Source organism: Okibacterium sp. AC114, assembly GCF_979253355.1.
The window spans coordinates 1,307,431-1,334,095 of the sequence record NZ_CEEDBR010000001.1 but is presented as its reverse complement, the minus strand read 5'-3'; the positions used below and the strand labels follow the sequence as shown (position 1 = coordinate 1,334,095).

Sequence of the window (26,665 nt, the reverse complement as noted above, 5' to 3'; positions counted from 1 at the left end):
CAGTGGTCCCACGATCGTTTCGAGGGGGAACCTCTGTGAATACCGAACCGTCGATGTGGCCGCCCCGGCGGGATGCACTCACCGACACCTCGCTGTGCCCGTCCTGCTTCGCCGTGCTGCGCGGCCCGGTGTGTGGGCGTTGCGGCTTCGACGCGAGCGTGCCGCGAGGGGCTGAACTGTTCGAGGCGTCGAAGCGGGTTCGGGATGCCGCGATCGACCGGTCTCGGCTCATCGGCCTCATGCGCGTCGAACAACAGGCGGCTGTGCAGGGGGCCTCGGCGTCGCGGGGTTCCGCCGAGACGATGTCGCCGCCGCCGATCGCGACCGCCCACGCATCCGACACTCGTGCCGCGCAACCGCACCCGGCACCCGGGGCTGGCCCCAAGGCACCCGAGGTCCCGTCCATCCCCGCTCGTCCTCCCCTGCCCGGGACGACCGACGGCCTGAGTGCCGCTTCGGCTTCGGCTTCGGCTTCGGCTTCGGCTTCGAAATCTTCTGGCACCGGCACTCCCGTCGGCCCCGTCACGCCCGGCGCGTCCCAGCCTTCCGCTTCGCCCGACTGGGGGTACCCGTCGGCGCCTGAGCCGCAACGCTCCGAGCCGCAGCCCTCCCCCGCGCAGCCTCCCGTCCCGCCCGTTCCTCCGACTCCGTGGTCACAGCAGAGCCCTCAGCAGGGCCACTCGACACCGGGCCAGCAGCCATACCCCTCGGCGAGCGCCGGTATGCCGCCGTTCCAGCCAGCGCAGGCCGCGCCTCCCGCGCAGCCGCGTCGCTCGGGCGTGCAGATTTTGCTGCTCATCGCCGGTGTGACGCTCGTCGGAATCGCCGCGCTCTTCTTCGCGGTCATCGCCTACGTGCTGACGTCGCCCGAGGTCCGCGTCGTCCTGCTCCTCCTGGCGGCGGCTGCGGTCGCGGCTCTCGGGATCGCGCTCCGCCGACGGCTGCCGGGCACGGCCGAGGCGCTCGTGACTCTCGGCATCGTCTTCGTCCTCGTCGACGGCCTCCTGGTCCGGTCGCAGGGCCTCTTCGGTTCTTCGGATGTCGAAGGCTCGACGTTCACGGGCATCTACGGCCTCGTGGCGTCCGCTGTCTTCCTCGGGCTCGCGCGGCTCACTCGCATGCGCGCGCCCTCTGTCGCCGCGGCCATCCTGATCCCCTTCGGCGGGTTCTTCCTTCTCGGAGGCCTCGTGGATGCCTTCTCCTCGACCGCCTCGTGGTGGGCTGCGGGTGTGGGTGGCGGCGTGTTGAGCGTTGCCGCAGCGTTCCTGTGGCCGCGTGTCGTCGGGCCTTTCCGCGGGGATGCTCTCTGGTTGCGCGGCGCCGGCGTCACCTTCGCGTCGCTCGCCACGCTCACCGCCGTGTTCGCGTTCCCCGAGTTGCGCTGGGCGACCCTCCTCACGTTCGGAGTCGTTGCGGCTCTCTGGGTCACCCTGGCGGCACTTCCTCCCGCCCCCAGTCCGCGCCCCCGCGCCCAGGGGTCGGATGCCCGGACATCTGCTTACGCGACGGCTTACCCGCCGGCCCAGAACGACGCTCCCCCACGCCCCGATGCCAACGCACAGGCACAGGCACAGGCACAGGCACAGCCGCAGTCTTCGACACCCCGTACCGAAGCCGGGAAGGCTCCCGATGCGGCGCCGCGCCACCCTGCGTCGCAGACATTCGCCGCGGTGGGCGCGGGCCTGTCGGTGGTCGCGGCCCTGGCGACGCCGATCTACCGGGTCGACGCCGATTGGTGGACGATCGTCCTCTTGGCTCTCACGGCGGGTGTGGGGTTCATCGCGCTCGCGGGGATCGCTCGCGCCCTGACCCGCACGAGTTGGCGCCATCGTTCCCGCGCCGCCGTGTGGGCCGGCGGTGTCGCCTTCGCGGGCGCCAGCTTCCCGCCGCTCGTCATCGGAAGTCTCCTGCCGTTCGGCTATGTCGCCATCGCGGGCCTCTCCCCCGCATTCTCGCTATCGGGGGCCGAGGGCTTCCTCAGGGAATCGCTCTTCGGCATGGGCGAGTACTACTGGCGGTTCGAGCCCGGGCTGGCGCTCCTCGTGGCTGCGGCCGCACTCGCCGTCGGCCTGGCCCTCCTCGGCCGACTGCGACGCGAGGCCTGGGCCCCGACCGTTCTCGCGAGCATGGGCCTTCTCACCGCAGCGGCCCTTCTGCCCGGAACGACGGGGGCCGCCGCCGGACTCGCCGTGGTCGCCGTGATCTTCACCGCCCTATGCGCTCCCGTCTTGCGGCGCCCCCGCGGCGTCACGGCCGTCTTCGTGATCTTCGCTGTCATCGCGCTCGGGCCCCTGGCGGTGGCCGGTCGACAGTCAGAGCCCCTGTGGCCGGTGGCGGCCCTCCTCGCGGTCGCCGTGCCGCTCGCCCTCCGGGTCTTCCTGCGTTCCGCGGGTCGCCGCTCTGCTGGCTTCCCTGGCTCTGCTGGCACCGCTGGCTCTGCTGGCACCGCTGGCCTCGCTGGCTCCGCTGGCACCGCCAACGCCGTCGCTCCGGCAACACCCCGGGGAACACGCTCCGGCTGGGATGCCGCGCGTGTCGCCCTGCTGGGACTGGCCATCTTCGGCTTCATCGGCGCCTTCTTCACCGCACCCGACTGGTTGGGGATCGACGGCGAAGCGGTGCCCACCCCCGCTCTCTGGGCAGCACTCGCCTCGCTCGCGATCCTCTGCGTCGCCCCCGCGGTGTCACGCAGATCGACGTCGCACGGCGGCAGCTCCCCCACAGCCGCTCCCGTCGCCTCCGATGCACCTGTCATCGGGACATTCGGCGAAACATCCGGCGCGACATCTGTTCGCTCCGTCCGCGGCGGTCGTTGGCTGTTGGCGGCACCCGATCGGATGGTCGTCACCTCCGTCTCCGGCATCCTCGCGGCCATCCTCGGCTTCATCGTCTTCGCCAGCTGGGTGACGTCGCGCGGGCCCCTCGGCGGATTCAGCGTGACCGACGGTGCCGGACGGGGCGATGCCACCTCGGCACCCCTCATCGCCGTTCTCGTGCTGGCCGCCGTCGCCGCCGTGCTGTGGCAAGTGCTGCCCGCCGTCGCCGACACGGCAGAGCGCCTCGTGTTCGCAGCCGTGGGCCCGCTGGTGATCGCGGGCGCCGCGACCGTCATCGTGCTCGATGCTCGGGGAGATACGGCACCCGCCCTCGCCCTGACGACCGTGGTGCTCGCGGCATCCGCTCTCGTGCTCTTCGCTCGGCGTTCCGCTCTGGGTCGACGCGCCCGTATCGTCTGGGATGCTTCGACGGCGCTCGTCGCCGTCCTCGGTCTGTTCGCCGCGGTCGGTGCGCCCGCCGACGCTCGATGGTTGAGCCTGCTGGTTCTCACCGTCGCCGCCCTGGTGCTGGCCTCGGGCGAGGGTGAGATCCTGCAGGGCGATCGCGCGCGCCACCACATCGCGTGGGCCGCCATTCCCCTCGGCCTCGCCGCGCTCTGGACCCTTCTCGCCGATGGCGGCGTCACGACCGTCGAGGCCTACACGGCACCCGTCGCCGGCCTCCTCGCGGCCCTGGCAGCGCTCTTCGTGTGGCGTCGCCCGGTGCCGACCGGACGTGCGGATGGTCGCATGATTCTGGCGGCCGCCGCCCTCACCGTCCTCGTGCTGCCGAGCGTCGTCATGTCGGGTGCCGCCGTCTCCGGGCCGAACCTGCTGCGGCCGGCTGCCTTGCTCCTCGGCGGGTTGGCCGTCGGAGCCCTCGCCGCGGCCTGGCCCACGGTGATCAGGGGGCTGCCCCTCCGCCGCATCCTCGTCGCCACCTCGCTCGTCGCGATCGCCGGTACCGGTCTCGTGAGAGGCCTCGGCGAGTTGCTTCGGGCGGGAAGCTACGGCATCCCCGATATGCCGTCGGGCTGGGGTAACGGCGATGACGGTGCACCGCCGTGGGTGTTGGTGCTGTTGGGCCGGGAACCCTGGCCCGCCATCGGTCCGCTGATCGAACCGTGGACGGGCCTCGCGGCCGCCGCGCTCGTGGTGCTCGCCATCGTGTGGATGCGGGAACGCGACGACAGGATGCCTCGGGCCGCCGTCCTCGCAATCGTCCTCGCCGTGATCGTCTTCGCACTTCCGGCCCTCATCATCACCCTGCGCCAAGACCTGCCGACCCTCGCGCCGTTCATCGCGGTCGTCGTGCTGTCGATCGTGTCGATCGTCGCCGCGGCCCATGACGCTCCCCCGATCGGGCGCCTCGTGCGCTGGACGGCGATGGGTGCGGCCCTCGTCATCACGGCCGCGGTTCTCGTCTCCGTCCCGCGACTGACGGGTGGGGCGCCATACGAGGCCGACATCTTGACGGTCATCGTCGGATCGGCTCTCGTCGTGGGCGGGCTCATCGATCTGGGCCGTCGCCCGGCCCTGCGCAGCTGGCCCGCGCTCGGCCCGGGACTCGTCGTCGCGCTCGTGCCGTCTCTCCTCGCCGACTACGGCCAGACCACCATCGCGCGCATCATCCTGCTCGGCATCGCCGCGATCGCCGTGTTGCTCTTCGGGGTGCTGCGCAAACTGCAGGCGCCCGTCATCATCGGCGCCGTCGTGCTGCTGCTGCACGCCCTCGCACAACTGTGGCCGTGGATCTCGGACCTCTACTCGGTCATCCCCTGGTGGCTGTGGGTGGGGGTCGGCGGCATCCTGCTGATCGTCGTGGCCGCGACCTACGAGAAACGCATTCGGGATGCGCGGGCGGTGGCTCGCAGCATCCGCTCGCTGCGGTGACCTCGGGCGAGCGACACCGATGCGGCCGCCACCGCGGATGCCGCCGCCAGGTGAGGGTAGCCTCAGCTCAAAACCTGCGCCGACCAGCGAATTAGCAGAGCCTAAACTTGCTTGCGGAATGTCTGAGCGTGAGTAGCGTTGGGGTCAACGTAGAGATCGAAGAGATCGAGAGAAGGGCACACACCATGACGAACGTCACCACCACCCACATCCCCCAGGCCGTCACCACCCCCGACACCGCCGCGGGAGTCGCCCAGTTCCTCAGCCCCGTGGTCGTCGACCTCACGGCCCTCGTCGTCAACGGCAAGCAGGCGCACTGGCACGTGCGCGGCGCCAACTTCATCGGCGTGCACGAGCTGCTCGACACGGTCGTCGCTCACGCGCAGGAATGGGCCGACCTGGCCGCCGAGCGCATCGTCGCCCTGGGCCTGCCCGTCGACGCCCGCCTCGAGACCGTCGCCGCGAAGAGCACCGCCGGCTCGCTGACCCCCGGGTTCCAGCAGTCGCAGGTCACCATCGCCGAGATCATCACCCACATCGACGCCGCCCTCGTCAACGTGAAGACCGCCATCGATGAGCTCGACGCCATCGACTTCACCAGCCAAGACGTGGCCATCGAGATCGCTCGCGGCCTGGAGAAGGACCGCTGGTTCCTCTTCGCGCACATCGCCGCGTAGTCACCGCCTGAGCGGCGGGTTCGCCCGTCGTCATAACAGAGCCGGGGTCACCATTGTGGTGGCCCCGGCTTTTCTGTGCGCGGCGGTGGTGCGACCCGTCGTTTCGGCGCGTGGTGGTTGGAGCGCCGTGGTCAGAACGCCGTGGTTGGAGCGCCGTGGTTAGAGCGCCGTGGTTAGAGCGCGTCGTGTGTGAACCGGCCGTTCACGAGGGTGGCGTCCACCCGGATGCGTCGTAGCGCGTCGGCGTCGAGCAGACGCGGGTCCTCGCCCAGAATCGCGAGATCGGCAGGCTCCCCGTCGGCGACCCGGGTGCGGGTGGACGCCCGAAGCGCCTCCTCGAGGGTGATCGCCTGCTCGGGATGCCACGGCTCCCGTCCCGCCCGCGACCGGTGCACGGCGGCCGACACGGCGACCCACGGGTCGAGCGGTGCGACAGGCGCGTCAGAGCCCAGCGCGAGCGCTGCGCCAGCATCCAACAGGTCCCGAAGCGGGAATGTGCGCTCGGTGTGACCGGCCCAGTGATGCTCGGCGACATCCCGATCGTCCATGGCGTGCTCGGGCTGCACGCTCGCGACCACGCCCAGCTCGGCGAAGCGGCGGATGTCGGATGCCTGCAACAACTGTGCGTGCTCGATCGACCCAGAAGCGCCCGTGTTCGCGAAGGCATCCAACGCGAGCGCGTTCGCCTGATCGCCGATGGCGTGCACGGCCGAGCGGATGCCGGCGCGGTGAGCCTTCGTCATGAGCGGTTCGAGCTGCTCGGGCGGAATCGTCAACGCCCCGTGATCCCCCTCCCCTTCCATGGGTTCGGGATAGGGCGCGAAACAGTAGGCGGTGCGGGTGTTGAGCGAGCCATCCGTGATCACCTTGTAGGGGCCCATGCGCAGCAGACCGTGCGTGTGAGCGATCGTCTGACCCGACTGGAGGCCGTCGGCGATGGCTCGGTCGAGGAACTGGGTGTAGACGCCGAACTCGACGCGCAGTTGCGTGTTGCCGCCCGCGATGCGGCGCTGCCAGACCTCCACGTTCCAGGCCATCTCCATGTCGACGATGCCGACGACACCACGCGCACTGGCCGCCCGAGACGCGTCGTGGGCCCACGCATCCGCCACCTCGTCTGGCACATCGTCGAGGCGTCGCAGCACCGTGAAGGCGTCCTCCTCGCGCAGAAGACCCGTCTCGTGGTCGGCGAGGCCATGCTCCACGAGGGCCAAACGGTTGAGCCAAGCCGCGTGCAGGTCACCCGAGATGAGGATGACGGGACGCCCGGGCGCGGCCGCGTCGAGGAGCGCTGCATCCGGCTCGTCGTCCCACAGGGCGTCGCGGAAACCGTAGCCGATGAGGGGCGCGTGGCCGAGCGACGTCTCGGCAGCGGTGGCGGCGCGCTCGGCGACGAGACGCGCGGCATCGGCGGCGGATGCGGCGACACCGACATCGAGGCGGCTCGCCGTGTGTGCCCACTGGGTGAAGTGCACGTGGGCGTCCCACAGGCCGGGCACGACAAACCGCCCCTGCAGGTCGCGGCGCACGGCGTGGTCGGACTCGGGGATCGTCGAAGCGGCACCGGCCGGGAGGACCGCCGCGATGGTTCCGTCGCGCAGGACGATGTCGCTGAGGGGGACGTCAGAACTCTCGGCGCCTCCCCGAGCATTCTCCCCCAGCGGCAGGACGCGTGCATTCGCGAGAACCGTGATGACACCTGACCCGGGGTTCGCCGCGCTCAACCTCAGCTTCATGCCTGCGGCACCTCAGGATCTAGAGGCACCTGGCGCACGCGGCGCATCTCGGCGGCCAGAGCGGGGTTGGGGTATTCGCTGCCGTTCTCGAGCTCGAAGATGATGGTCTCGATCGTGTCGTCGGGGCGGTTCTGGCTGAGCTTGCGCTTGCCCGTGACGCGCGTCGGGGTCAGCCGGAAACCGACAGTGCCCGCCGAGATGCGCGAGGCGTAGGCCGCGTTCTCGGGGGTGCCCTCCATGAGCCGGGGCTCGGGCATCCGCTTCTCGAAGTGTTCGACGAGGGCGCCCAGCACGCGGTAGTTCTCTTCGTCCGAGAGAATCTCGGGAACGCCGCTCAGGTGCGCGACGACGTAGTTCCAGGTCGGCACGGCCGGTTTGGCGTCGTACCATCCGGGCGAGATGTAGCCGTGGGGGCCCTGCACGATCACGAGAAGCTCGCCCTGGCCGAGCTCGAGGATCGCCTCGTCGGGCCGGCCGACGTGCCCCAGAATCGTGAGGTCGTCCCGGTCGGGATCGAGGACGACGGCGTAATGCGACGCCGCAAGACCGTTCGCCGTGTTCGCCACGAGGGTGACCCAGGGGTTCTCGGCGATCAATCGGCGGATGTCGGCCACATCGCCCAGCACGAAACTCGGGTTCTGACGCATCCGGTCCTCCTCAGGCCTGGCAGACGGGGCACCAATACAACTTGCGCGCCCCCATCTCTTCGAGCGAGATGTGGGTGCCGCACACGCGGCACGGCAATCCCTCGCGTTTGTATACCCAGTGACGGTCGGCGCGGCTGGCCATCGCCAGGCGGTAGGCCTCGTCGTCGAGATCGTCCATGGTCATCATCTGACCGGTCTCGATGCCGATCGCGAGCAGTCGCACCCAGTCGCGCCAGATGCCGCGCACGGTCTCTTCGGGCACGAGCTTGCCGGGCGTGTGCGGGTTGACCTTCGCGCGGAACAGCAGCTCGGCGCGATAGACGTTGCCGATGCCCGAAACGACTTTCTGGTCCATGAGCAGCAGCCCGATGGGCGTGGGTTTCTTGCGCACCGTCGCGGTGAAGCGGTCCTCGGCGGCCTTCGTGTCGTCGTGCTGCGGGTCGGGCCCGAGCGAATCGATGACGCGCTGCACATCAGCACCCGTGACGACCTCGCACGCCGTCGGGCCGCGCAGGTCGGCCACGGTCGTGTCGGTCAGCAGGCGCACGCGCACCGCACCGACGGGCTCGGGCGGGAATGTCTCGTCGTTCTCGGGCAGGCCTTTCGTCTGCTCCGACATGCGAACGCGGGCTCGGCGGGGCGCGCCGATGCTCGAGACCGAATCTTCACCGTCGGCGTCGCGCAGCTCGGCCAAGAGCACGTCGTCGCGCTTGTTGCCAGCGGCCGCCACGCGTCGCTTACCCGTGCGCGGGGCGTCGGATGCGGGAGCGTCGGTGTCTGCGTCGGCGTCGGCGTCGGCGTCGGCGTCGGCATGGGCGTCGGTGTCTTCAGCTCCAGAACCGGCCAGAACCGTCCCCCGCTGATTCGTCTGCCCCATGCGCCCGGCCGCCGACTCGATGGTCGGATCGGTCGTGATCTGGCCCGCGAAATCCCACGCGCCGTACATGCCGAGGTGCACGCGCAGCCAGACGTCGTCGCCGAAGTGCATGAACATCTGCTTGCCGACGGCATCGACATCCGTGATCGTGCGACCGTCGAGCACGGCCGCCCCCTCGGCGAAGCGGCCCTGCGGCGAGGCGGCGCGCACGGTCTTGCCCAGGAAGTTGTGCCGGAACTGCCGCGCGATGCGGTGGACGGAGTGACCCTCTGGCACTACTGGTCGACGCCCTTCCCGGCGATATCGCCGGCGGCCTCGTATTCGGCGAGCTGCGCGATGCGGCGCACGTGCCGCTCCTCGAAGCTGAACGGCTCGGCGATGAACGCGTCGATGAACGAGATGGCTTCGGCGACCTCGTGCTGGCGTGCGCCGATCGAGATCACGTTGGCATCGTTGTGCTGACGCGCAAGCTGAGCGGTGCTCAAGTTCCAGACGAGAGCCGCGCGCACGCCTCTGACCTTGTTCGCGGCGATCTGCTCCCCGTTGCCCGAACCACCGAAGACGACGCCGAGAGCCTCGATGCCGGCATCCTGATCGCGTACGACGGCCTTCGCCGCGTTGATGCAGAACGACGGGTAGTCGTCGAGAGCGTCATAGGCTGCGGGGCCGTGGTCGGTGACCTCGTGGCCCTGCTCGCGCAGATGCGTCTGCAGCTGCTGGCTCAGCTCGAGGCCGGCGTGGTCGGTGGCGATATGGATGCGCATGAGAAATCAGCCTAGCGTTCGGGGAGGGGTCGAATCGGGGTGCGGGTCAGTCGAAGATGGGGCCGACCGTGCGGCTGCGCTTGAGCTCGAAGAAGCCGGGGTATGCGGCCACCTGCACCACGCCATCCCACAGCTTCGCGGCCTCTTCACCCTTCGGCGCGGGCGAGATCACGGGGCCGAAGAAGGCGACACCGTTGACGGCGATGACGGGCGTGCCGACATCTTGACCGACGCGGTTGATGCCCTCGAAGTGCGAGGCGCGCATCTGCGGGTCGAACTCGTCGCTGTCGGCGTAACGTGCGAAGTCGGCGTCGAGACCCACCTCGGCGAGCGCCTGAGGGATGACCTCGTCGGGGTTGGTCGACCCACCGGGGTGGATGCGCGTGCCGAGCGCGTCGTAGAGCGGCTTGACGATCTGCTGACCATGGAGCTCTTTCGCAGCTGCGACGAGGCGCGTGTACTTGAGGGCGCGAGGGAAGAACGCGCGGTACTCCTCGGAGACGTCCTGGTCTTCGTTGAGCACGGCGAGGCTCATGATGTTGAACGTGACGTCGAGGTCGCGCAGTTTCGCCACCTCGTCGACCCAGCGTGAGGTCATCCAGGCCCAGGGGCAGGAGGGATCGAACCAGAATTCGACGGATGTGGGGGCAGCGGTTTCGGTCATGGTTCTAGCAAATCACGAAAGCCCCGGCACTAGGCTTTCCTCGGACACAATCCGCGAAAATGCTAGGAGCACACGTGCCAGGAGAAAACCTCACTCGCCTCGAGGCTGAGGAACGTCAATCGATCGTCCAGACCCACGCTTACGAGGTGTCGCTCGATCTCACTCAGGGGCCGGAAACCTTCCGGAGCACCACGACGGTGCACTTCGACGCTAAGCCGGGCTCCTCCACCTTCATCGACGCGATCACGAAGACCGTGCACTCCGTCACCCTCAACGGCCAGAGCCTCGACCCTGCCCAGGTGTCCGACGGCGTGCGCATCCAGCTCGACGGCCTCGCCGAGAAGAACGTGTTGGTCGTCGACGCCGACGCTTTCTACACGAACTCGGGCGAGGGTCTGCACCGTTTCGTCGACCCCGTCGATGACGAGGTCTACCTCTACAGCCAGTTCGAGGTTCCCGATTCCCGACGCGTGTTCGCGGTCTTCGAGCAGCCCGACCTGAAGGCCACGTTCCAGTTCACGGTGACGGCGCCCGACTACTGGGAGGTCGTATCGAACTCCCCCACGCCCGAGCCCACCCCGGCCGGCGACAGCAACTCCACGTGGGCGTTCGAGCCGACCCCCGTCATCTCGAGCTACATCACGGCCGTCGTCGCGGGCCCCTACGTCGTCGAGCGAAGCGAGCTGACGAGCGCCTCTGGCCGTGTCATCCCCCTCGGCGTCTTCGCCCGGGCGTCGCTCGCGCAGTACCTCGACGCCGACTACATCTTCGAGAAGACGCGTGAAGGTTTCGCCTACTACGAGGAGAAGTTCGACTTCCCCTACCCGTTCGCGAAGTACGACCAGATGTTCGTGCCCGAATTCAACGCGGGGGCCATGGAGAACGCCGGCGCCGTCACGTTCACCGAGACCTACGTGTTCCGCAGCAAGGTCACGGATGCGATCAAGGAACGTCGCGTCGTCACGATTCTGCATGAGCTCGCGCACATGTGGTTCGGCGACCTCGTCACCATGAAGTGGTGGAACGACCTGTGGCTGAACGAGTCGTTCGCCGAGTGGGCATCGACCATCGCGACGGCCGAGGCGACCGAATGGACCGAGGCGTGGACCACGTTCCAGGCCATGGAGAAGAGCTGGGCCTACAAGCAGGACCAGCTGCCCTCGACGCACCCCGTCGTCGCCACCATCAACGACCTCGAAGACGTGCAGGTCAACTTCGACGGCATCACCTACGCCAAGGGCGGCTCGGTGCTGAAGCAGCTCGTCGCCTGGGTGGGCATCGACGCGTTCTTCGCCGGCGTCGCCGCGTACTTCAAGAAGCACCAGTTCGGCAACACCACGCTGGGCGACCTGCTGTCCGAGCTCGAGACGACGAGCGGCCGCGACCTCAGCGACTGGTCGAAGCTGTGGCTCGAGACCGCCGGTGTCAACACGCTGCGCCCCGAGATCGAGACGGATGACGCGGGCACGATCACGTCGTTCCGCGTGCTGCAGTCGGCCGCGGCCGACTACCCCACCATCCGCCCGCACCGTCTCGCGATCGGGTTCTACAACCTGGTCGACGGCAAGCTCGTGCGTCAACACCGCGTCGAACTCGACGTCGACGGCGAATCGACCGACGTGCCCGAGCTCGTCGGCCAGGCCCGCCCGGCGCTCGTGCTGCTGAACGACGACGACCTCGCCTACGCGAAGATCCGTCTCGACGAGGTATCGCTCGCGACCGCTATCGAGCACCTGTCGAAGATCGAGAACCCGCTCGCCCGGGCCCTCGTCTGGGGTGCCGCCTGGGATGCCACACGCGACGCCGAGACGCCGGCGAGCGACTACGTCACGCTCGTGCTCGGCAACATCGCCTCCGAGACCGAGTCGACGACCATCCGCACGACGCTCAACCAGCTGTTGCTGGCCGCATCGAGCTACGTCGCACCTGAGAAGCAGAAGGCCACGTCCGAGCGCGTCGGCGACGCCCTGTGGACGCTCGCGTCCGAGGCCGAGGCCGGCAGCGACGCGCAGTTCCAGTTCGTGAAGTTCTTCGCGGCCATCGCGTCGACCCCAACGCAACTCGACAAGATCGAGGGGTTGCGCCGCGGCGATCTCCGCCTCGACGGCCTGTCGGTCGACACCGACCTGGCCTGGGAGCTGCTCATCGCCCTCGTCGCGGGTGGCCGCGCCGGCACGACCGAGATCGACGCCGAGCTGCTCGTCGACAACACGGCTTCGGGCCAGCAGTCGGCGGCGCACGCCCGTGCGGCCATCCCCACGGCCGAGGGCAAGGCGGCGGCCTGGTCCAGCGTGCTCGATTCGGACGACCTGCCCAACACGATCGTGCGCACCACGGGTCTCGGCTTCCAACGCGCCGCCGACGACGCTCTCCTCGAGCCTTACATCGACCGCTACTTCGAGAGCCTGCAGGGCATCTGGAAGGACCGCACCTACAAGATCGCCGAATACGTGGCCGTGCTGTTCTACCCGGGCGGTCTCGCCTCGGAGGAGCTGCGTCGCAAGACCGTGGCGTGGCTCGACGCAAACCCTGAGCCGGCGGCTCTCCGTCGCCTCGTGGTGGAGAACCTGGCGGGCACCGAACGTGCTCTGAAGGCTCAGGAGCGCGACGCGCAGTAACTCGGCATCTCGCAGTCACGACTCGTCTGCGCAGGCAGCACATCGTTCCACAGGGCGTCGGTCATCGCGACCGGCGCCCTGTCGTCGTTCGAGGAGAAGTCGCAGCGCAGGCACGGTGCAGCCATGGTGCAGGTACTGGGTTTTCAGGAGGGCCCGTGACGCGTCCATGCCGCGATCGGTCATCCCCACTCAGTGCCTTCCCACGCCGCGCCCCGTAAACTCGTCCGAATGGACTGGAACGCTTTTTGGACATCGGTGCAGGAATTTCTCGACACGACATTCCTCGGCATGTTGATCCAGATCGCCCTGATCATCATCTTCGCCGTCGTGGTCACGTGGGTGATGCATTTCGTGATCCGCCGGGTGGTCAATCAGATCGTCACGGGTGTCAAGAAGAACCAGAACGCGGACGACACCCAAGCGCTTGCCGCATCCCCGCTAGCCGCTGTGCGGGTCGTGCAACGCACGCGCACGCTCGGCTCGGTTCTCACGAACATCGTCAACGTGACCGTCGTGGTCATCACGGTCATTGCGGTCGTCAACACCATCGACTCGTCCCTCATCGGCTCGCTGGCCCTCCTGTCGGCCGCGATCGGTGCCGGCCTCGGTTTCGGTGCGCAGAACATCGTCAAAGACGTGCTGAACGGCCTCTTCATGGTCATTGAAGACCAGCTGGGTGTCGGCGACGTCGTGGATGTCGGGCCCGCCACGGGTGTCGTCGAGAAGGTCGGCGTGCGCATCACTCAGATCCGCGACGTCAACGGCACGCTGTGGTTCGTGCGCAACGGCGAGATCCTGCGCGTCGGCAACATGTCGCAGGGCTGGGCGCGCGTCATCGTCGACCTCGCCATCCCCTACGACACCGACATCGACGAGATGCAGGACAAGCTGCTCGAGACCGCGACGACACTCGCCAAGGAGCCCAAGTGGCGGCCGCGCGTGCTCGAACGCCCGGAACTCTGGGGCCTCGAGTCGATCTCGGAGGACGCTCTCGTCATCCGCCTCGTCATGAAGACGCGTACCTCGGCCAAGGATGACGTGGCCCGCGAGCTGCGCCTGCGCCTGAAGAAGACCGTCGACGGAATGGGCGTCAAGCTGCCCGCGTTGAATACCCTTGTGCTGACCGGTTTCGACGGCGCCGCGAGCGTGGGTGGGGCCAAGCCTCCCCGCACCAAGCCCGTCGAGGTGGTCAACCAGGCGCCCCGGCGCGGCAAGATCAAGCGCCAGCCGAAGCCTCCCATCGATCCGAAGGACACCCCGTGACGAACCTGCTGTCGAGCAATTTCTACGACGAGGTCGGCGGACGACCCGTCTTCCAGAAGCTCGTGCACGAGTTCTACCGCGGCGTGGCGGGCGACCCCGTGCTGAAGCCCATGTACCCCGAGGAGGACCTGGGCCCGGCCGAAGAGCGCCTGCTCCTCTTCCTCGAGCAGTACTGGGGCGGACCCGGCACCTACAGCGAACAGCGCGGCCACCCCCGCTTGCGCATGCGGCACATGCCCTTCAAGGTCAATCCGGATGCGCGCGACCGCTGGCTCCTGCACATGCGAGCGGCCCTCGACACGCTCGAGCTGTCGCCGATGCACGAGGCCGCCCTCTGGGACTACCTGGAACGCGCCGCCCACGCCATGGTCAACACCTTCGACGAGTAGCCCGCCGAGAGCGCCCCAGGGCGAGGGCTGACTCCGCGCCTAGAGCTTGACGAGCAGGTGTCCGCGCTGCGAACTCAGCCGCAGCCAGTTCGCCGTGCGGTACAGCGGGATCTCTTCGGGCTGCCCCAGGAACCCGAGGCCCACGGCACCGAAGGCGGCGCCGCCCGGCAACGGGCTCTCCCCCACGGGCCTCGACCAGACGGCCGACCGCACGTTGTGCACGATGTGGTCGCCTGCGTTGGTGGGCACCGCTTCGGCGATCTCGGCGGCCCCTTCGCGGGCGATGTGTTCGAGCAGCACCGAGTCGATCAGCGCGATCTTCTCCCAGCCATCCCGCGGTGCCGACACACCCGACCAGGGCGCCTGTTCGTCTTTCTCGGTGAGGCGGATGTCGGTGCGCTCGCCCCCGTCGAGTGCGGCGATGCGCTCCACCATGCTCTGCGGCGTCACGGTGCGGTCGAAGACGTCGATGGGGGCGGCGCGGAACGTGCGGAGCCCCAGGATGGTCGGGCTCTGGTCGAGGAGCCCTCGGCGGTATAGCACGGGCGCGTAGGCGGCGAGCGTGCCACCGCCGGCGATGAGGCGCACGGCTTTGTCGTCGATGCGGGCGGCGCGTTGCAAGTAGACGCGCAGGTCGGCCAGGGTGCGGGTGTCGTCGAGGTGGAGGGTGTCTGTCATGTCCCCTCTAAACTACCTAACGGGCTGGTGCGTCACTGCCGACGACCGTGCCCGACAGTGTTGTGGTGTGAGGAGTTGTGTATGCCGAATCCGTTGGAGTCTCTGCTCGAGGCGTTGACCTTGTCCGACACGGGCGCCCGAACCAGCGAGGACATCTTCACGGGTCCGTCGCAGTGGATGCCCATGGGCCGCGTGTTCGGCGGCCAGGTGTTGGCCCAGTCCCTCATGGCGGCCATGCGCACGGTCGCCCCCGACCGCATCGTGCACTCGATGCACGGCTACTTCTTGCGCCCGGGCGACGTGAACCTGCCGATCACGTTCTCGGTCGACCGCATCCACGACGGTCGTTCGTTCGGCACGCGTCGCACGCAGGCTTACCAGAACGGGCAGCCGATCCTGTCGATGATCGCGTCGTTCCAGGATGGCGGGCCCGGCCTCGAACACCAGGTCGTCATGCCGTCCGATCTCCCCGAGCCCGAGTCGCTGCCGTCGGCCGCCGAGTTGCTCGCGTCGGTGAAGCACCCGGTGGCACGATCGTGGGCTTCTGAGCGACCGTTCGATATGCGGCACGTCCCGTCGCCCATCTACCTCGGTGTCGAGGGTGAGCACGTCGCGCATCAGGCGGTCTGGTTGAAGGCCATCGGACAGCTGCCAGACGACGAGAACTTGCACCGCGCGGCCCTGGCCTATGCGAGCGACTATTCGATTCTCGAGCCGATCCTGCGGCGCCACGGGGTTCCGTGGGCGACGCCCGGCATCAAGGTGGCGTCGCTCGACCATGCCATGTGGTGGCACCGCTTCAGCCGTGTGGATGAATGGCTGCTCTACGTTCAGGAGTCGCCGAGCGCCTCGGGCGGCCGCGGTCTCTCGCAGGGCCGCATCTTCAACCGCGAGGGCATGCTGGTCGCCTCGGTGGCTCAGGAGGGCATGGTCCGCGTGCCGGACCCGTCGAAGGCTAGCCGCGGCTGAAGGCGATGGGTTCGCCCAGGTAGGGCTCCCACACCTGGCGTTCCGCGGGTGTGATGCGCCGGGGCTTGCCCGTTTCGGCGGAGGCCATGACGACGGCCGTGCGCGCACGAGCGACGAGCACGGGGCCGTCTGCTGCGGGCGAGTAGACCTCGTAGCAGACTTCCATGCTGGCGCCACCGATCTTGGACAGCCACATCTGCACGTCGAGCGGGTCGCGCTGATAGGGCACGGGCGCGAGGTATTCGATCTCGTGGTGCGCGACGAGCGTGAGCGTGTCGGTGTCGAGACCCGCGTCGATCACCGCTGTCGATGGGATGTCTTCGACGGCGCTTTCGGCCTGCCAGAACGCGCGCACGCGAGCTTCTTCCAGCAGTTTCAGCATCGACACGTTGTTCACGTGGTTGAAGGCGTCGAGGTCACCCCACCGCAGCGGGATCGGCACGTGCAGTCGCATTAGTCTCTCGTGAGCTTGCGGTAGGCGCTGCGGTGAGGCTTCGCGGCATCGGGGCCGAGGCGCTCGATCTTGTTCTCTTCGTAGGCTTGGAAGTTGCCTTCGTACCAGTACCAGTTGGCCGGGTTCTCGTCGGTGCCTTCGTAGGAGAGGATGTGCGTCGCGATGCGGTCGAGGAACCACCGGTCGTGCGTGATGACCACGGCGCAGCCGGGGAATTCGAGCAGCGCGTTCTCGAGGCTGCCGAGCGTTTCGACGTCCAAGTCGTTGGTCGGTTCGTCGAGGAGCAGCAGGTTGCCGCCCTGCTTGAGCGTCAGCGCGAGGTTGAGGCGGTTGCGCTCACCACCCGAGAGGATGCCGGCACGCTTCTGCTGGTCGGGGCCCTTGAAGCCGAACGTGGACACGTAGGCCCGCGACGGGATCTCGGTGTTGCCGACCTGGATGTAGTCCTGGCCGTCTGACACGACCTCCCACAGCGTCTTGTTGGGGTCGATGCCGCCACGCGTCTGGTCGACGTAGCTGATCTTGACGGTCTCGCCGATCTTCAGCTCGCCGCCGTCGAGCGGCTCGAGCCCCACGATGCTCTTGAAGAGCGTCGTCTTTCCGACGCCGTTGGGGCCGATGACGCCGACGATGCCGTTACGCGGGAGCGTGAACGACAACCCGTCGATGAGCTTGCGCCCGTCGAAGCCCTTTTCGAGCTTCTTGGCGTCGATGACCTGCGAGCCCAAACGGGGGCCGGCGGGGATGGTGATCTCTTCGAAGTCGAGCTTGCGCGTGCGCTCGGCTTCGGCCGCCATCTCTTCGTAGCGCGCGAGACGGGCCTTGGACTTGGCCTGGCGGCCCTTGGCGTTGCTGCGCACCCACTCGAGTTCTTCGGTGAGGCGCTTGGCGAGCTTCTGGTCTTTCTTGCCCTGAACCTGGAGACGCTCTTGCTTCTTCTCGAGGTAGGTGGAGTAGTTGCCCTCGTAGGGGTAGAGGTGGCCGCGGTCGACTTCGGCAATCCACTCGGCGACGTGGTCGAGGAAGTACCGGTCGTGCGTCACGGCGAGCACGGCGCCGGGGTACTTGGCGAGGTGCTGCTCGAGCCACAGGACGCTTTCGGCGTCGAGGTGGTTCGTCGGTTCGTCGAGGAGCAGCAGGTCGGGCTTCTGCAGCAGGAGCTTGCAGAGCGCGACGCGGCGCTTTTCACCACCGGACAGGTTGGCGATGGAGGCATCGGCCGGCGGGCAACGGAGGGCATCCATGGCCTGCTCGAGCTGCGAGTCGAGGTCCCACGCGTCGGCCGCGTCGATCTCTTCCTGCAGACCGCCCATTTCGCCGAGCAGCGCGTCGAAGTCGGCGTCGGGCTCGGCCATGGCGAGCGAGATGGCGTTGAATCGGTCGACCTTGTCCTTGATCGGACCGACACCCTCTTGCACATTCTCGAGAACGGTCTTCGACTCGTCGAGCTCGGGCTCCTGCATGAGGATGCCCACGCTGTAACCCGGGGTGAGCTTGGCTTCGCCGTTGCTGGGGGTGTCGAGCCCGGCCATGATCTTGAGGATCGTGGACTTTCCCGCACCATTCGGGCCGACGACACCGATTTTGGCACCCGGAAGGAATGCCATCGTGACGTCGTCGAGGATGAGTTTGTCGCCTACCGCCTTGCGGGCGCGGACCATGGAGTAAATGTATTCGGCCATATCGTCTACCAGTCTATGGCGCGCGTGTTGCCCACGAGACATTTGCCCGTGCCGAGGGCCGCAGCCACGGTGGAGTGGTAGCCGCCGACGCTCGGGCCGTTCTGACCGATCAGGCAGTTGTCGCCCATCTTCACCGAGAACTGGATCGAATCGGCCTTGTTGCCGATGGTGGTCGTGTCATTGGTGACCTCCATGGCCGCCTTGTCGAAACCGGCCGTGACGAGCCCGTCGACGAACGCGCGTCCGTCGGCCTCTGCGTTGGCCGCCAGGGTCTGCGTGTTCACCTGGTTGAAGTAGTCGAGGTTGCCCTCTGCACCCGCATCGGGCTGGTAGGCGAGCGGCGCCGCAGGAGTCTCAGCGCTCGCGGTGGCGGTCGGCGTCGGCGTGGCCGTGGGCTCGGCAGGCGCCGTGCACCCCGCCAGGAAGACCGTCAGGGCCAGCGCCCCGGCCGTCAGCAGCGTCGACGAGGTCGACCGCCGCACTCTCTCCGAAACCATCTTCACAGCGCACTACCCTTCGATGACCGTCTGCCCCACCGTCTGCCTCACCGCGTGCCCCACGGTGACGTTCAGCCGGAGATGTCGTCTGGCGAAAGTCTAGGGCGAGGGGGTTGCCGCGTTCCTCCGAAACCGCCGAGGGCGCGGCTCCCCCGGGGCCCGTCACACCGCCCGGGCCCGTCACACGAGCGCTCAGGCCGCCGATGCCGCGGCCACCGCATTCCCCATCTGTTCGGACGGAGGAGCCGTGTGCCACTCGGCCTGAGGGATGCCGAGGTCGGGCGTCGGCCGCGCGGCGTCGGGTCGGGGGCCGAGACTCTTGGTGAAGATCGTGCGGCCCCACAGGAGGTCATGCCCGACCGCCTCGGCATCGACCTCGACGGCGAGTCCTGATTTTTCATTCGCCTGCCAGTGCCGCACCTTCAACCGGCCCGTGACGATGACGCGATCGCCTTTCGTGAGCGACTCGGCGAGGTTCTCAGCGAGTTGTCGATAGGCCGACACGGTGTACCAATTCGTCTCGCCGTCGGCCCAGGCGGCCGCCGCCCGGTCGTAGCGTCTCTGCGTCGATGCGAGCCGGAAGCTCGCTATGGCGAGCCCCTCGGTGGTGTGGACGAAGCGCGGGATGGTTCCGACGATTCCGGTGGCCGTGATCATGTCGTTCATGGTGTGTCTCCCAGGTGGCGGGCCGGTGAGCGAGGTGCGCTCAGACATCCGATGTGCCCGTTGCTCGAGTGTGCAGCGGGCGGGCGAACAGGGGACGGCGGAACCCGGATCTGGGGAGAAAAAGCGAACGCCCGGCTCTGTGGAGAACCGGGCGTCGGCGTGAGCGATCAGACTCAGAGGCGCTCTGCCTAGAGGGCGTACTCCTGGAACTTCTTGCGCACCTTCAGAACCTTGGGGCGGGCCACGGCCATGCAATAGCCCTGACCCGGGTTCTTCGCGAAGAAGTCCTGGTGGTAGTCCTCAGCCGGGTACCACGTGCCGAGCGGAGAGATCTCGGTGACGAGGCCACCGTCCCACCAGTCGGATGCGCGGTCGCGAGCGGCCTCGAAGACCTGCTTCTGCTCCTCGTCGGTGTAGAACATCGCGGAACGGTACTGGGTGCCGACATCGGCGCCCTGACGGTTCAGCTGCGTGGGGTCGTGCAGGGTGAAGAACGCATCGAGAATGACCTCACCCGGGATGACGGTCTCGTCGAACGTGACCGCGACCGCTTCGGCGTGACCCGTGCGACCCGTGCACACCAATTCGTAGTTCGGGTTGGCCGTGTCGCCGCCCGTGTAACCGGACTCGACCTCGTGGACACCCTTGAGGTTGCGGTAGACCGCGTCGAGACACCAGAAGCATCCGCCGGCCAAGACATAGGTCTGCATAGAGATCCCCTTTCATCGAGCGCGGCGGGGACCGCGCACCTTTCTCCACAACCTACCGGTGCCTCGATTTGTTCCCTGTCACGGGTTGCGCCATCGGCCGACTTCTGCACTCAGTAACATGAGCGCATGACCTTCCTCGCTGACGAGAACCGTTACGAATCCATGCACTATGCCCGCACCGGCCGGAGCGGCCTCATCCTCCCCCGGGTGTCGCTCGGCCTGTGGCACAACTTCGGAGACGAACGCTCCTACGACACCCAGCGCGCGATCGTGCGGCGCGCCTTCGACCTCGGCATCACCCACTTCGACCTGGCCAACAACTACGGTCCTCCCCCCGGTTCGGCCGAGATCAACTTCGGGCGCATCCTGAAAGACGACCTGCTGCCCTACCGCGACGAGATCATCGTCTCGTCGAAGGCCGGCTACGAGATGTGGGCGGGCCCCTACGGCGAATGGGGTTCGCGCAAGACCCTGCTGTCGTCGCTCGACCAGAGCCTCGGCCGCCTCGGGCTCGACTACGTCGACATCTTCTACTCGCACCGCCCCGACCCCGACACCCCGATCGAAGAGACCATGGGGGCGCTCGCGACCGCCGTCCACCAGGGCAAGGCCCTCTACGCGGGCATCTCGAACTACTCCCCCGAACAGACCGTGAAGGCGGCCGCCGCGCTCGCCGAGCACAAGGTGCCGCTGCTCATCCACCAGCCGCGGTACTCCATGTTCGACCGCCACATCGAGGATGGCCTCTTCGAGGTGCTCGATCAGGTGGGCGCCGGTTCGATCGTCTTCTCGCCTCTGGCGCAGGGCCTCCTGACCGACCGTTACCTCGACGGCCAGGTTCCCGGCGACTCGCGCGCCGCGACGAGCCGTTTCCTCTCGGCCGAGAAGATCTCGGAGACCTACCTCGAGCGCGCCCGCGCCCTCAACGAGATCGCGTCGGGTCGCGGGCAGACGCTCGCCCAGCTGGCGCTCCGCTGGGTGCTGCGTCAGCCGCAGGTCACGAGCGCGCTCATCGGCGCCAGCTCGGTGAAGCAGCTCGAGCAGAACGTGGCCGCCCTCGACGCGCCCGATCTGACCGCCGATGAGATCGCCGCCATCGAACCCCACGCGGTTCACGGCACCGGGCTCTAGAGGTCACACGCTCTACCCGTTCCGCGCCTGGCGTGGATGTCGCGGCCGGTCCTGTTGTGGGGCCGGCCGCTTCGTCGTCCGAATGTCGGTGGTCCCCCGTAACGTCGGTCTCATCAGCAGATCGATCGATGACGGGAGAACACGATGACATCCATGCAGACCACGCGGGCGGCTCGATCAGCGCAGGCCGCACGGGCGGCGCGGGGCGGCGCATCGAGCTCGTCGCCGACCGCCCGTCATACGGTCTCGGGCGATGCCTGGGCGCAGTCGATCGAGCGCGTGGCGCAGGGGCGGCGGCCGGCCGTTGTCAGCGGGCTCGATCTGAAGCCGGTCAACGCGTCATTGTGGCGCGCGACGGCTCCCGATGGTCACGTCGTCGGCCACATCGAGCAGACCTTCTCGGCCGAGGGCGAGCGGTTCGTGGCCAAGCGCTACGCCCCGCACCGTTCGGCCTTCGTTGCCCTCGGCGAATTCTGGCAGCTGGCCGACGCCGCCGAATGCCTGCGCAATTCGTGAGCGAACTTCCAGGCCGTCGTCAGCACTCCTCGGGGCGGCTCAGACGCGCCGTTACGGCGATCGGCGACACGGCGGCGCGCATCCCGGCCGGGGCCCGTCCGAGAAAGTAGTCTGCCGCCATGCAGTGGTGGAATGAATTCGTTGCCTGGCTGACCGCGTCAGAGACCAGGCCTGTCCTTTTCAGCGCGGCGGTCATCGCCGTCGCCATCATCGTCGCGGCGCTTCTCGCGTCCGGCATCACCAAGGCCGCCGTGCGACGCCTCGTCGCCCAGCGGGATCGCGAGATGAAGGCAGCGGCTATCGCAGCGCTCGTCGACGCCTCCACCGAAGCGTCGGTGTGGTACTCGCTGACGCCCGGCGAACAGGTCCTCGCCGACCGCGCCGTGGGTCAGGCCGACATCCACATTCGCCTCCTTCCCATCAAGGGTGCGCCGCTGGCCGCCAACTGGGCCGCCCACCAGCTCGCCGAGATGAAGCGCAACTCATCGACCTTCGGCTACGAGCTCGAGCCCGTCGTCACCGAATTCCGCGACCGACTCGTGGAATGGCAGAACAAGCCCGGCCGCGCCAAGAAGATCTTCGAGGCCGACCTCGAGCGCTGGCGTTTCGAGAACACCGAGAACGAGCGTGCGCTCATCTCCGAGCAGGACAAGTGGTCGGCCAAACGTCACCGCGACGAGCACACCGACGACACCTCCTCCGCGAAGGCGTCGAAGAAATCCTCGACCGCCGACGACGTGTACCGGGACGACGAACGCGTCGTAGCCGTGCCCGCCACGGCCACCCAGCCGTCCGCTGAGTCCCCGCAGGAATCCGCACCCGAGTCGCACGCTACTCGCGCCTCGGCATCCCCGGCGGCCGAGACTCGCGCCAACCGCGAAGAGCCGGACTCCCCCTCGGCCGACTCCTCCTCCGCCGTGCCCACAACGTCGAGCTCCACCGATCCTGCGGCACCCGCTGCATCGGCCTCGGCCACATCTGCACCCGCCGCGGCGCTGCCCGCAGCTCCCGCAGCAACCGACCTGCAGACGCAGAAGCTCATGGACGACGTTGCGGCGTTGGACGCGCAGCTCGCCGCCGTCCGCAAGGACGACGAGCGCGACGACCAGGTCGGCGACGCCGGCCAGCGTACCGCCTAGGCTCGCGACCCGCCACGACAGACGCACGAAGAAGGCGCCCTCCCCACTCGGGACGGGCGCCTTCCTCTATGTTCCGGTCGTTATACGCTCAACGCCACCACTCGTCGGCGGGTGACACAGGCACGGTGCGCTTGTGCCGCGTCGCCGCGTAACGCGCCTCGATAGCTTCGGCGACGGCCGGGTCGACCTCGCGGCCCTCGAGGAAGTCGTCCAGGTCGGCGTAAACCAGCCCTAAGTTGTCCTCATCGGTCTGGCCCGGGTTCTCGTCGAGCAGATCGGCCGTGGGCGCCTTCTCATACAGACGGGCGGGGGCCCCCAGATGGCGCAGCACCGCCGCGCCCTGACGTTTCGTGAGACCGCTGAGGGGCAGGATGTCGGCTCCCCCGTCTCCGAACTTCGTGAAGAAGCCCGTCACGGCCTCGGCCGCGTGATCCGTGCCGACCACCAGATACCCGTATTGGCCGGCAAGAGCGTACTGCGCGATCATCCGAGACCGGGCCTTCACGTTGCCCTTGTTGAAGTCCGTGATGTTCTCGCCGGCCGCGTCGCGGAATTCATCCGCAAAACCCTCGACGGCGCGGTGGATGTTGAAGACGACCTGGCGGTCGGGTTCGATGAACGACAGCGCGAGCTGGGCGTCCTCTTCGTCGGCCTGTACCTGATAGGGCAGGCGGACGGCGATGAACGATGCCTCGGCTCCGGATTCGCGGCGACGTTCCACCGCGAGCTGGCACAAGCGGCCTGCGAGCGACGAATCTTGGCCACCGCTGATGCCCAGCACCAGCCCGCCGGCCCCGGTCGTCTCGAGGTAGTCGGTCAGAAAACGGACCCGGCGCTCGACCTCCGCGGCGGGATCGATCTCGGAGCGGACATCCAATTCGGCAATGATCTCAGCTTGACGTTCACGCATGCGACCAATCTACTCCGCGACGCGACCACGGACGCCCCCCCCGACTGGGCGGAGGCTGCCTCACTTCCAGGAGGCGATCAGCTCCGCGATCACGGGCACGGGGTGCGACAGGCGCCAGAGCGGACCGGGGTCGGGCAGCGACGCCTCGAGCAGCGCCGGGGCATCCCTTTCGGCGCCCGCAGCCGTCACGGTGGCCGTGCCGATGCGTTGGCCCTTCGTCGCGATACGCACCTCGTCGAGGGTGACGACGGGTTTTGCGGTGTCGGTCTTCCACACCATGCGCGGGGCGAGGCGCCCGGCCACGACGTCGGCCTCGCGGCCCCAGGCCGACGTCACCGTGCCGAGAACCGTGCCCGCGGGCAACGGCGGCGCGATCTGAACTCCCGCCTGGGCCGAATCCATGAGCGCCCGCACGCTCGCCTCGAGGCTCTCGTAGTCGGGCTGTCCGACGTAGGCGCCGTAGAAGGTGAGGCTCTGTCCTTCCTTGGAAACCGTGGCGGCGTAGAGGAAACTAACGCCCGCTGCATCCGTGTAGCTGCGCGAGAGGCCCGTCACGCCGAGGTCGGCGAGATAGGCGGTGGTGTTGTCGACGCCGCGCCGGGACGCCAATGCCGTCGACGGGTTGGACACGATCGCCGAGATGGCCTCGTTGTCGTCGGCTAGCTGGGCGATGCGCGCGAGATCGGATGCCGTCGCCACAGACTGCTCGGAGAGCCCCGTCGCGTCCGCCAGCGTCGTGTTCTGCATGCCGTTCTCGCGCAGCCAGGCGTTGGCTTCAGTGACGAACGTCTCGGTGCTGCCGAAGGCCCAGCGCGCCAACGAGTCCGCGTGGTTGTTCGACGAACCGAGCAGCAGCGCCTGCAGCATCTCGAGCTGCGTCCAGTTCTCGCCGAGGAAGACGGGAACCGTTCGTGCGCCGTTTTTCGCGTAATCGGTGTAGGAATCGAAATCGGCGCGCTCGATCGGAAGTGTGGCGCCCTGCTCGCCGGCGCCGAGCGGATGTTTGTCGAGGACGACGAGGGCCGTGATGACTTTCACGGTGCCGGCCGCCGGCAGAGGATCTGAGGTGCCCGCGGTGGCAATGGGTGCGTCGACGTCAGCCAGGGTGACGGCCGAAGAACCGGTTTCTGGAAGAGCGACAGGCGTGCCCATGACCTCGCTGGTCGCGGCGGCCGCTGGTTCGAACGTGGCGGCCGGCAGCGGGCCGATGAGCGTGGCCGGGCCGTAGAGGCCGACGGCCAGGATGGCGAGGGTTCCGAGCGGAATCCCGATGATGCGACCCCACCGCGCACGGGGTCGGTAAGAGGCACTCATGTGGTCAGAGTAACCGGATGACCGGGCGTGGGCGTTTAGCCCCACCCGAGTTCGTGCAACTTCTCGTCGTCGATGCCGTAGAAGTGGGCGATCTCGTGCACCAGGGTGACGTGGATCTGGTCGCGCAGCTCGTCGAGGTCGCGTGAGATGGCGAGGAGTGGTTCGCGGTAGAGGACGATGCGGTCGGGCATTTCGCCGAAGCCGTATTGGCCGCGCTCCGTCAGCGCGACACCGTCGTACAGGCCGAGCAGGTCCAGCGAGCCGTCCTCGGGGCGGTCCTCGACGACGAAGACGATGTTGTCGAGGCCGTCGACCATGTCGTCGGGAAGCTCGTCGAGTTCGTCGACGACGAGTTCCTCGAAGGGTCCCGCTGCGACGTCGAGGGGTTCGAAACCGGGGTGCGTCGACATCGGAGCCTCCGGTCACATTCGTGCGGATCGGTTCGAACACCCGGCCGAGATGCGAACGCGACTCGCCGGAACCAGAGTGCCTCTGGCATCGAATTCTACTTGGGGTGAGTAACGGGGCTTGAACCCGCGACCTCCTGAACCACAATCAGGCGCTCTACCAACTGAGCTATACCCACCATGCGCGTCTGAATCCCTCTCGGGCTCGAACGCAACTAGAAAAGTGTATTACATATCCAGGGCGAACTTGTCCACACTCGCCTGAGCGGCGGTTTTGGCCTCGTCGCTCGAGGGACCGGGGTCGGCTACGAACACGGCGTGGCGGTAGTAGTCGAGCTCGCGGATGGACTCGAGGATGTCGGCGAGGGCACGGTGGCCGCCGTTCTTCGAGGGGGCGTTGAAGTACACGCGCGGGAACCAGCGCTTGGCCAGCTCCTTGATCGACGACACATCGACGTTGCGGTAGTGCAGGTGCGCGTCGACGCGCGGCATGAACTTGGCGAGGAACGCGCGGTCGGTGCCGATGCTGTTGCCGGCCAGCGGCGCCTTCAGCTGGTCGGGCACATGCTTGAGGATGTACTCGAGCGTCTCGTATTCGGCCTCGGCCAGGCTCACGCCGTTGGGGATCTCTTCGAGAAGGCCCGAGGTCTGGTGCATGTTCGTCACGAACTCGCCCATATTGGCCAGCGCCGAGGCATCTGGCTTGATGACGATGCTGATGCCCTCGTCGACAGGCTTCAAGTCGAAGTCGGTGATGACCACGGCGATCTCTACCAATTCGTCGACGGCGAGGTCGAGCCCGGTCATTTCACAATCGATCCACACGAGGCGGTCTGTAACGCTACCCATGCCTCGATCCTAGTGTGGGCCCCCGACATAGGATTGAGCGCGTGACCGTTACCCTCGCCATCCTGCTTCTCGTGAACGCCGTCTGGAACGCCATCGTCTGGCCCCAGTTCTACAAACGCGTCAGCAAAGACACACGCGCTCGGGATGCCGCGGGCAAGCCCACCAAGTTCCTCATCGTGCACGCCGTGTTGATCGGCATCTCGCTTCTCATCGCGCTCGTATCGGCCGTCTTCGGCGTGATCGGCCTCGTGCAGGCCTGAGACCGCCCGGCGGCTGCGATAACCTGGAAGGGCAACCCTTCGCCTCCGTAGCTCAGGGGATAGAGCAGGAGCCTTCTAATCTCTTGGTCGCAGGTTCGAATCCTGCCGGGGGCACCACTTCTCGTGGCACTGAGCGCCG

25 protein-coding genes and 2 tRNA genes are annotated in these 26,665 nt (G+C 67.8%); 11 read left to right on the top strand and 16 right to left on the bottom strand.

Annotated elements, in window-relative coordinates:
* Positions 1–35: 35 nt before the first annotated feature.
* Both ACZ6IE_RS06410 and ACZ6IE_RS06405 read left to right on the top strand, forming a co-directional pair.
* Positions 36–4,709 (top strand): SCO7613 C-terminal domain-containing membrane protein, encoded by a 4,674-nt coding sequence (locus ACZ6IE_RS06410; protein WP_464607257.1) that lies wholly within the window; start codon positions 36–38, stop codon positions 4,707–4,709.
* A 185-nt stretch (positions 4,710–4,894) separates the two neighbouring features.
* A complete protein-coding gene (locus tag ACZ6IE_RS06405) occupies positions 4,895–5,386 on the top strand; it encodes a Dps family protein (protein ID WP_445997517.1) in 492 nt (163 codons plus the stop codon).
* Positions 5,387–5,559: 173 nt separating this feature from the next.
* On the opposite strand, the gene ACZ6IE_RS06400 is transcribed toward ACZ6IE_RS06405, so the two are convergent.
* The 5 genes from ACZ6IE_RS06400 to ACZ6IE_RS06380 are packed head-to-tail and all read right to left on the bottom strand — an operon-like array spanning position 5,560 to position 10,074.
* On the bottom strand, positions 5,560–7,122 hold the full coding sequence (locus tag ACZ6IE_RS06400) for an amidohydrolase (RefSeq protein ID WP_464607256.1): 1,563 nt from the start codon (positions 7,120–7,122) through the stop codon (positions 5,560–5,562).
* A complete protein-coding gene (locus tag ACZ6IE_RS06395) occupies positions 7,119–7,769 on the bottom strand; it encodes an FMN-binding negative transcriptional regulator (protein WP_464607255.1) in 651 nt (216 codons plus the stop codon). The genes ACZ6IE_RS06400 and ACZ6IE_RS06395 overlap by 4 nt, the downstream gene beginning before the upstream one ends.
* A gap of 10 nt (positions 7,770–7,779) precedes the next feature.
* On the bottom strand, positions 7,780–8,922 hold the full coding sequence (locus ACZ6IE_RS06390; RefSeq protein ID WP_464607254.1) for an Fpg/Nei family DNA glycosylase: 1,143 nt from the start codon (positions 8,920–8,922) through the stop codon (positions 7,780–7,782).
* Positions 8,922–9,410: a ribose-5-phosphate isomerase gene (locus ACZ6IE_RS06385; RefSeq protein ID WP_464607253.1), complete on the bottom strand. Its 489-nt coding sequence runs from the start codon at positions 9,408–9,410 to the stop codon at positions 8,922–8,924. Before ACZ6IE_RS06385 ends, ACZ6IE_RS06390 begins: the two co-directional genes overlap by 1 nt.
* Positions 9,411–9,456: 46 nt before the next feature.
* Complete coding sequence (locus ACZ6IE_RS06380; protein ID WP_464607252.1) at positions 9,457–10,074, bottom strand: mycothiol-dependent nitroreductase Rv2466c family protein; 618 nt, start codon at positions 10,072–10,074, stop codon at positions 9,457–9,459.
* A 74-nt stretch (positions 10,075–10,148) separates the two neighbouring features.
* Between ACZ6IE_RS06380 and pepN the strand changes: the two genes are divergently transcribed.
* The 3 genes from pepN to ACZ6IE_RS06365 all read left to right on the top strand — a co-directional run bounded on the left by pepN (position 10,149) and on the right by ACZ6IE_RS06365 (position 14,344).
* Positions 10,149–12,692 carry an aminopeptidase N gene (pepN, locus tag ACZ6IE_RS06375; RefSeq protein WP_464607251.1) on the top strand — a complete coding sequence of 848 codons (2,544 nt, stop codon included), beginning with the start codon at positions 10,149–10,151 and terminating at the stop codon, positions 12,690–12,692.
* Positions 12,693–12,920: 228 nt separating this feature from the next.
* Positions 12,921–13,955 carry a mechanosensitive ion channel family protein gene (locus tag ACZ6IE_RS06370; RefSeq protein WP_464607250.1) on the top strand — a complete coding sequence of 345 codons (1,035 nt, stop codon included), beginning with the start codon at positions 12,921–12,923 and terminating at the stop codon, positions 13,953–13,955.
* Positions 13,952–14,344: a globin gene (locus ACZ6IE_RS06365; RefSeq protein ID WP_407668733.1), complete on the top strand. Its 393-nt coding sequence runs from the start codon at positions 13,952–13,954 to the stop codon at positions 14,342–14,344. Before ACZ6IE_RS06370 ends, ACZ6IE_RS06365 begins: the two co-directional genes overlap by 4 nt.
* A 39-nt stretch (positions 14,345–14,383) precedes the next feature.
* Here ACZ6IE_RS06365 and ACZ6IE_RS06360 read toward each other — a convergent pair whose 3' ends face one another.
* Positions 14,384–15,022, bottom strand: a complete 639-nt coding sequence (locus ACZ6IE_RS06360) for a DUF8185 domain-containing protein (protein WP_464607249.1) — start codon at positions 15,020–15,022, stop codon at positions 14,384–14,386.
* 81 nt (positions 15,023–15,103) lie between these two features.
* Here ACZ6IE_RS06360 and ACZ6IE_RS06355 point away from each other — a divergent pair, with 81 nt between their 5' ends.
* On the top strand, positions 15,104–15,991 hold the full coding sequence (locus ACZ6IE_RS06355) for an acyl-CoA thioesterase (RefSeq protein ID WP_464607248.1): 888 nt from the start codon (positions 15,104–15,106) through the stop codon (positions 15,989–15,991).
* Here ACZ6IE_RS06355 and ACZ6IE_RS06350 read toward each other — a convergent pair.
* From ACZ6IE_RS06350 to msrA, 5 genes are all read right to left on the bottom strand, one after another.
* The gene (locus tag ACZ6IE_RS06350; RefSeq protein ID WP_464607247.1) at positions 15,978–16,445 is read right to left on the bottom strand and encodes an acyl-CoA thioesterase; all 468 of its coding nucleotides are present in this window, start codon (positions 16,443–16,445) and stop codon (positions 15,978–15,980) included. The two genes, ACZ6IE_RS06355 and ACZ6IE_RS06350, sit on opposite strands and share 14 nt — an antisense overlap.
* Complete coding sequence (gene ettA, locus ACZ6IE_RS06345; protein ID WP_077053377.1) at positions 16,445–18,127, bottom strand: energy-dependent translational throttle protein EttA; 1,683 nt, start codon at positions 18,125–18,127, stop codon at positions 16,445–16,447. The genes ACZ6IE_RS06350 and ettA overlap by 1 nt, the downstream gene beginning before the upstream one ends.
* A gap of 5 nt (positions 18,128–18,132) precedes the next feature.
* On the bottom strand, positions 18,133–18,624 hold the full coding sequence (locus tag ACZ6IE_RS06340; protein WP_464607246.1) for a DUF6993 domain-containing protein: 492 nt from the start codon (positions 18,622–18,624) through the stop codon (positions 18,133–18,135).
* 192 nt (positions 18,625–18,816) lie between these two features.
* Positions 18,817–19,290, bottom strand: a complete 474-nt coding sequence (ssb, locus tag ACZ6IE_RS06335; protein ID WP_464607245.1) for a single-stranded DNA-binding protein — start codon at positions 19,288–19,290, stop codon at positions 18,817–18,819.
* 188 nt (positions 19,291–19,478) lie between these two features.
* The gene (gene msrA / locus ACZ6IE_RS06330) at positions 19,479–20,000 is read right to left on the bottom strand and encodes a peptide-methionine (S)-S-oxide reductase MsrA (RefSeq protein WP_077053379.1); all 522 of its coding nucleotides are present in this window, start codon (positions 19,998–20,000) and stop codon (positions 19,479–19,481) included.
* 126 nt (positions 20,001–20,126) lie between these two features.
* On the opposite strand from msrA, the gene ACZ6IE_RS06325 reads away from it, so the two are divergent.
* The 3 genes from ACZ6IE_RS06325 (at position 20,127) to ACZ6IE_RS06315 (ending at position 22,786) form a co-directional block, all read left to right on the top strand.
* Complete coding sequence (locus ACZ6IE_RS06325; RefSeq protein WP_464607244.1) at positions 20,127–21,131, top strand: aldo/keto reductase; 1,005 nt, start codon at positions 20,127–20,129, stop codon at positions 21,129–21,131.
* Positions 21,132–21,284: 153 nt separating this feature from the next.
* Positions 21,285–21,647, top strand: a complete 363-nt coding sequence (locus tag ACZ6IE_RS06320; protein WP_464607243.1) for a hypothetical protein — start codon at positions 21,285–21,287, stop codon at positions 21,645–21,647.
* Positions 21,648–21,766: 119 nt separating this feature from the next.
* Entirely contained in the window at positions 21,767–22,786 is a 1,020-nt protein-coding gene (locus tag ACZ6IE_RS06315; RefSeq protein ID WP_464607242.1) for a hypothetical protein, read from the top strand.
* A gap of 88 nt (positions 22,787–22,874) precedes the next feature.
* Here ACZ6IE_RS06315 and nadE read toward each other — a convergent pair whose 3' ends face one another.
* The 5 genes from nadE to orn all read right to left on the bottom strand — a co-directional run bounded on the left by nadE (position 22,875) and on the right by orn (position 26,266).
* Positions 22,875–23,696, bottom strand: a complete 822-nt coding sequence (gene nadE, locus ACZ6IE_RS06310; protein ID WP_464607241.1) for an ammonia-dependent NAD(+) synthetase — start codon at positions 23,694–23,696, stop codon at positions 22,875–22,877.
* Between the two features lie 60 nt (positions 23,697–23,756).
* Entirely contained in the window at positions 23,757–25,010 is a 1,254-nt protein-coding gene (locus tag ACZ6IE_RS06305; RefSeq protein ID WP_464607240.1) for a D-alanyl-D-alanine carboxypeptidase family protein, read from the bottom strand.
* Positions 25,011–25,045: 35 nt separating this feature from the next.
* Positions 25,046–25,420: a metallopeptidase family protein gene (locus ACZ6IE_RS06300; RefSeq protein ID WP_464607239.1), complete on the bottom strand. Its 375-nt coding sequence runs from the start codon at positions 25,418–25,420 to the stop codon at positions 25,046–25,048.
* A gap of 100 nt (positions 25,421–25,520) precedes the next feature.
* Positions 25,521–25,596: transfer RNA gene (locus tag ACZ6IE_RS06295), tRNA-His, on the bottom strand.
* Positions 25,597–25,645: 49 nt separating this feature from the next.
* Positions 25,646–26,266 (bottom strand): oligoribonuclease, encoded by a 621-nt coding sequence (orn, locus tag ACZ6IE_RS06290; RefSeq protein WP_464607238.1) that lies wholly within the window; start codon positions 26,264–26,266, stop codon positions 25,646–25,648.
* A 41-nt stretch (positions 26,267–26,307) separates the two neighbouring features.
* Here orn and ACZ6IE_RS06285 point away from each other — a divergent pair, with 41 nt between their 5' ends.
* Entirely contained in the window at positions 26,308–26,526 is a 219-nt protein-coding gene (locus ACZ6IE_RS06285) for an SCO4848 family membrane protein (protein WP_464607237.1), read from the top strand.
* Between the two features lie 41 nt (positions 26,527–26,567).
* A tRNA-Arg gene (locus ACZ6IE_RS06280) sits at positions 26,568–26,643 on the top strand.
* The last annotated feature ends 22 nt before the right edge of the window (positions 26,644–26,665 follow it).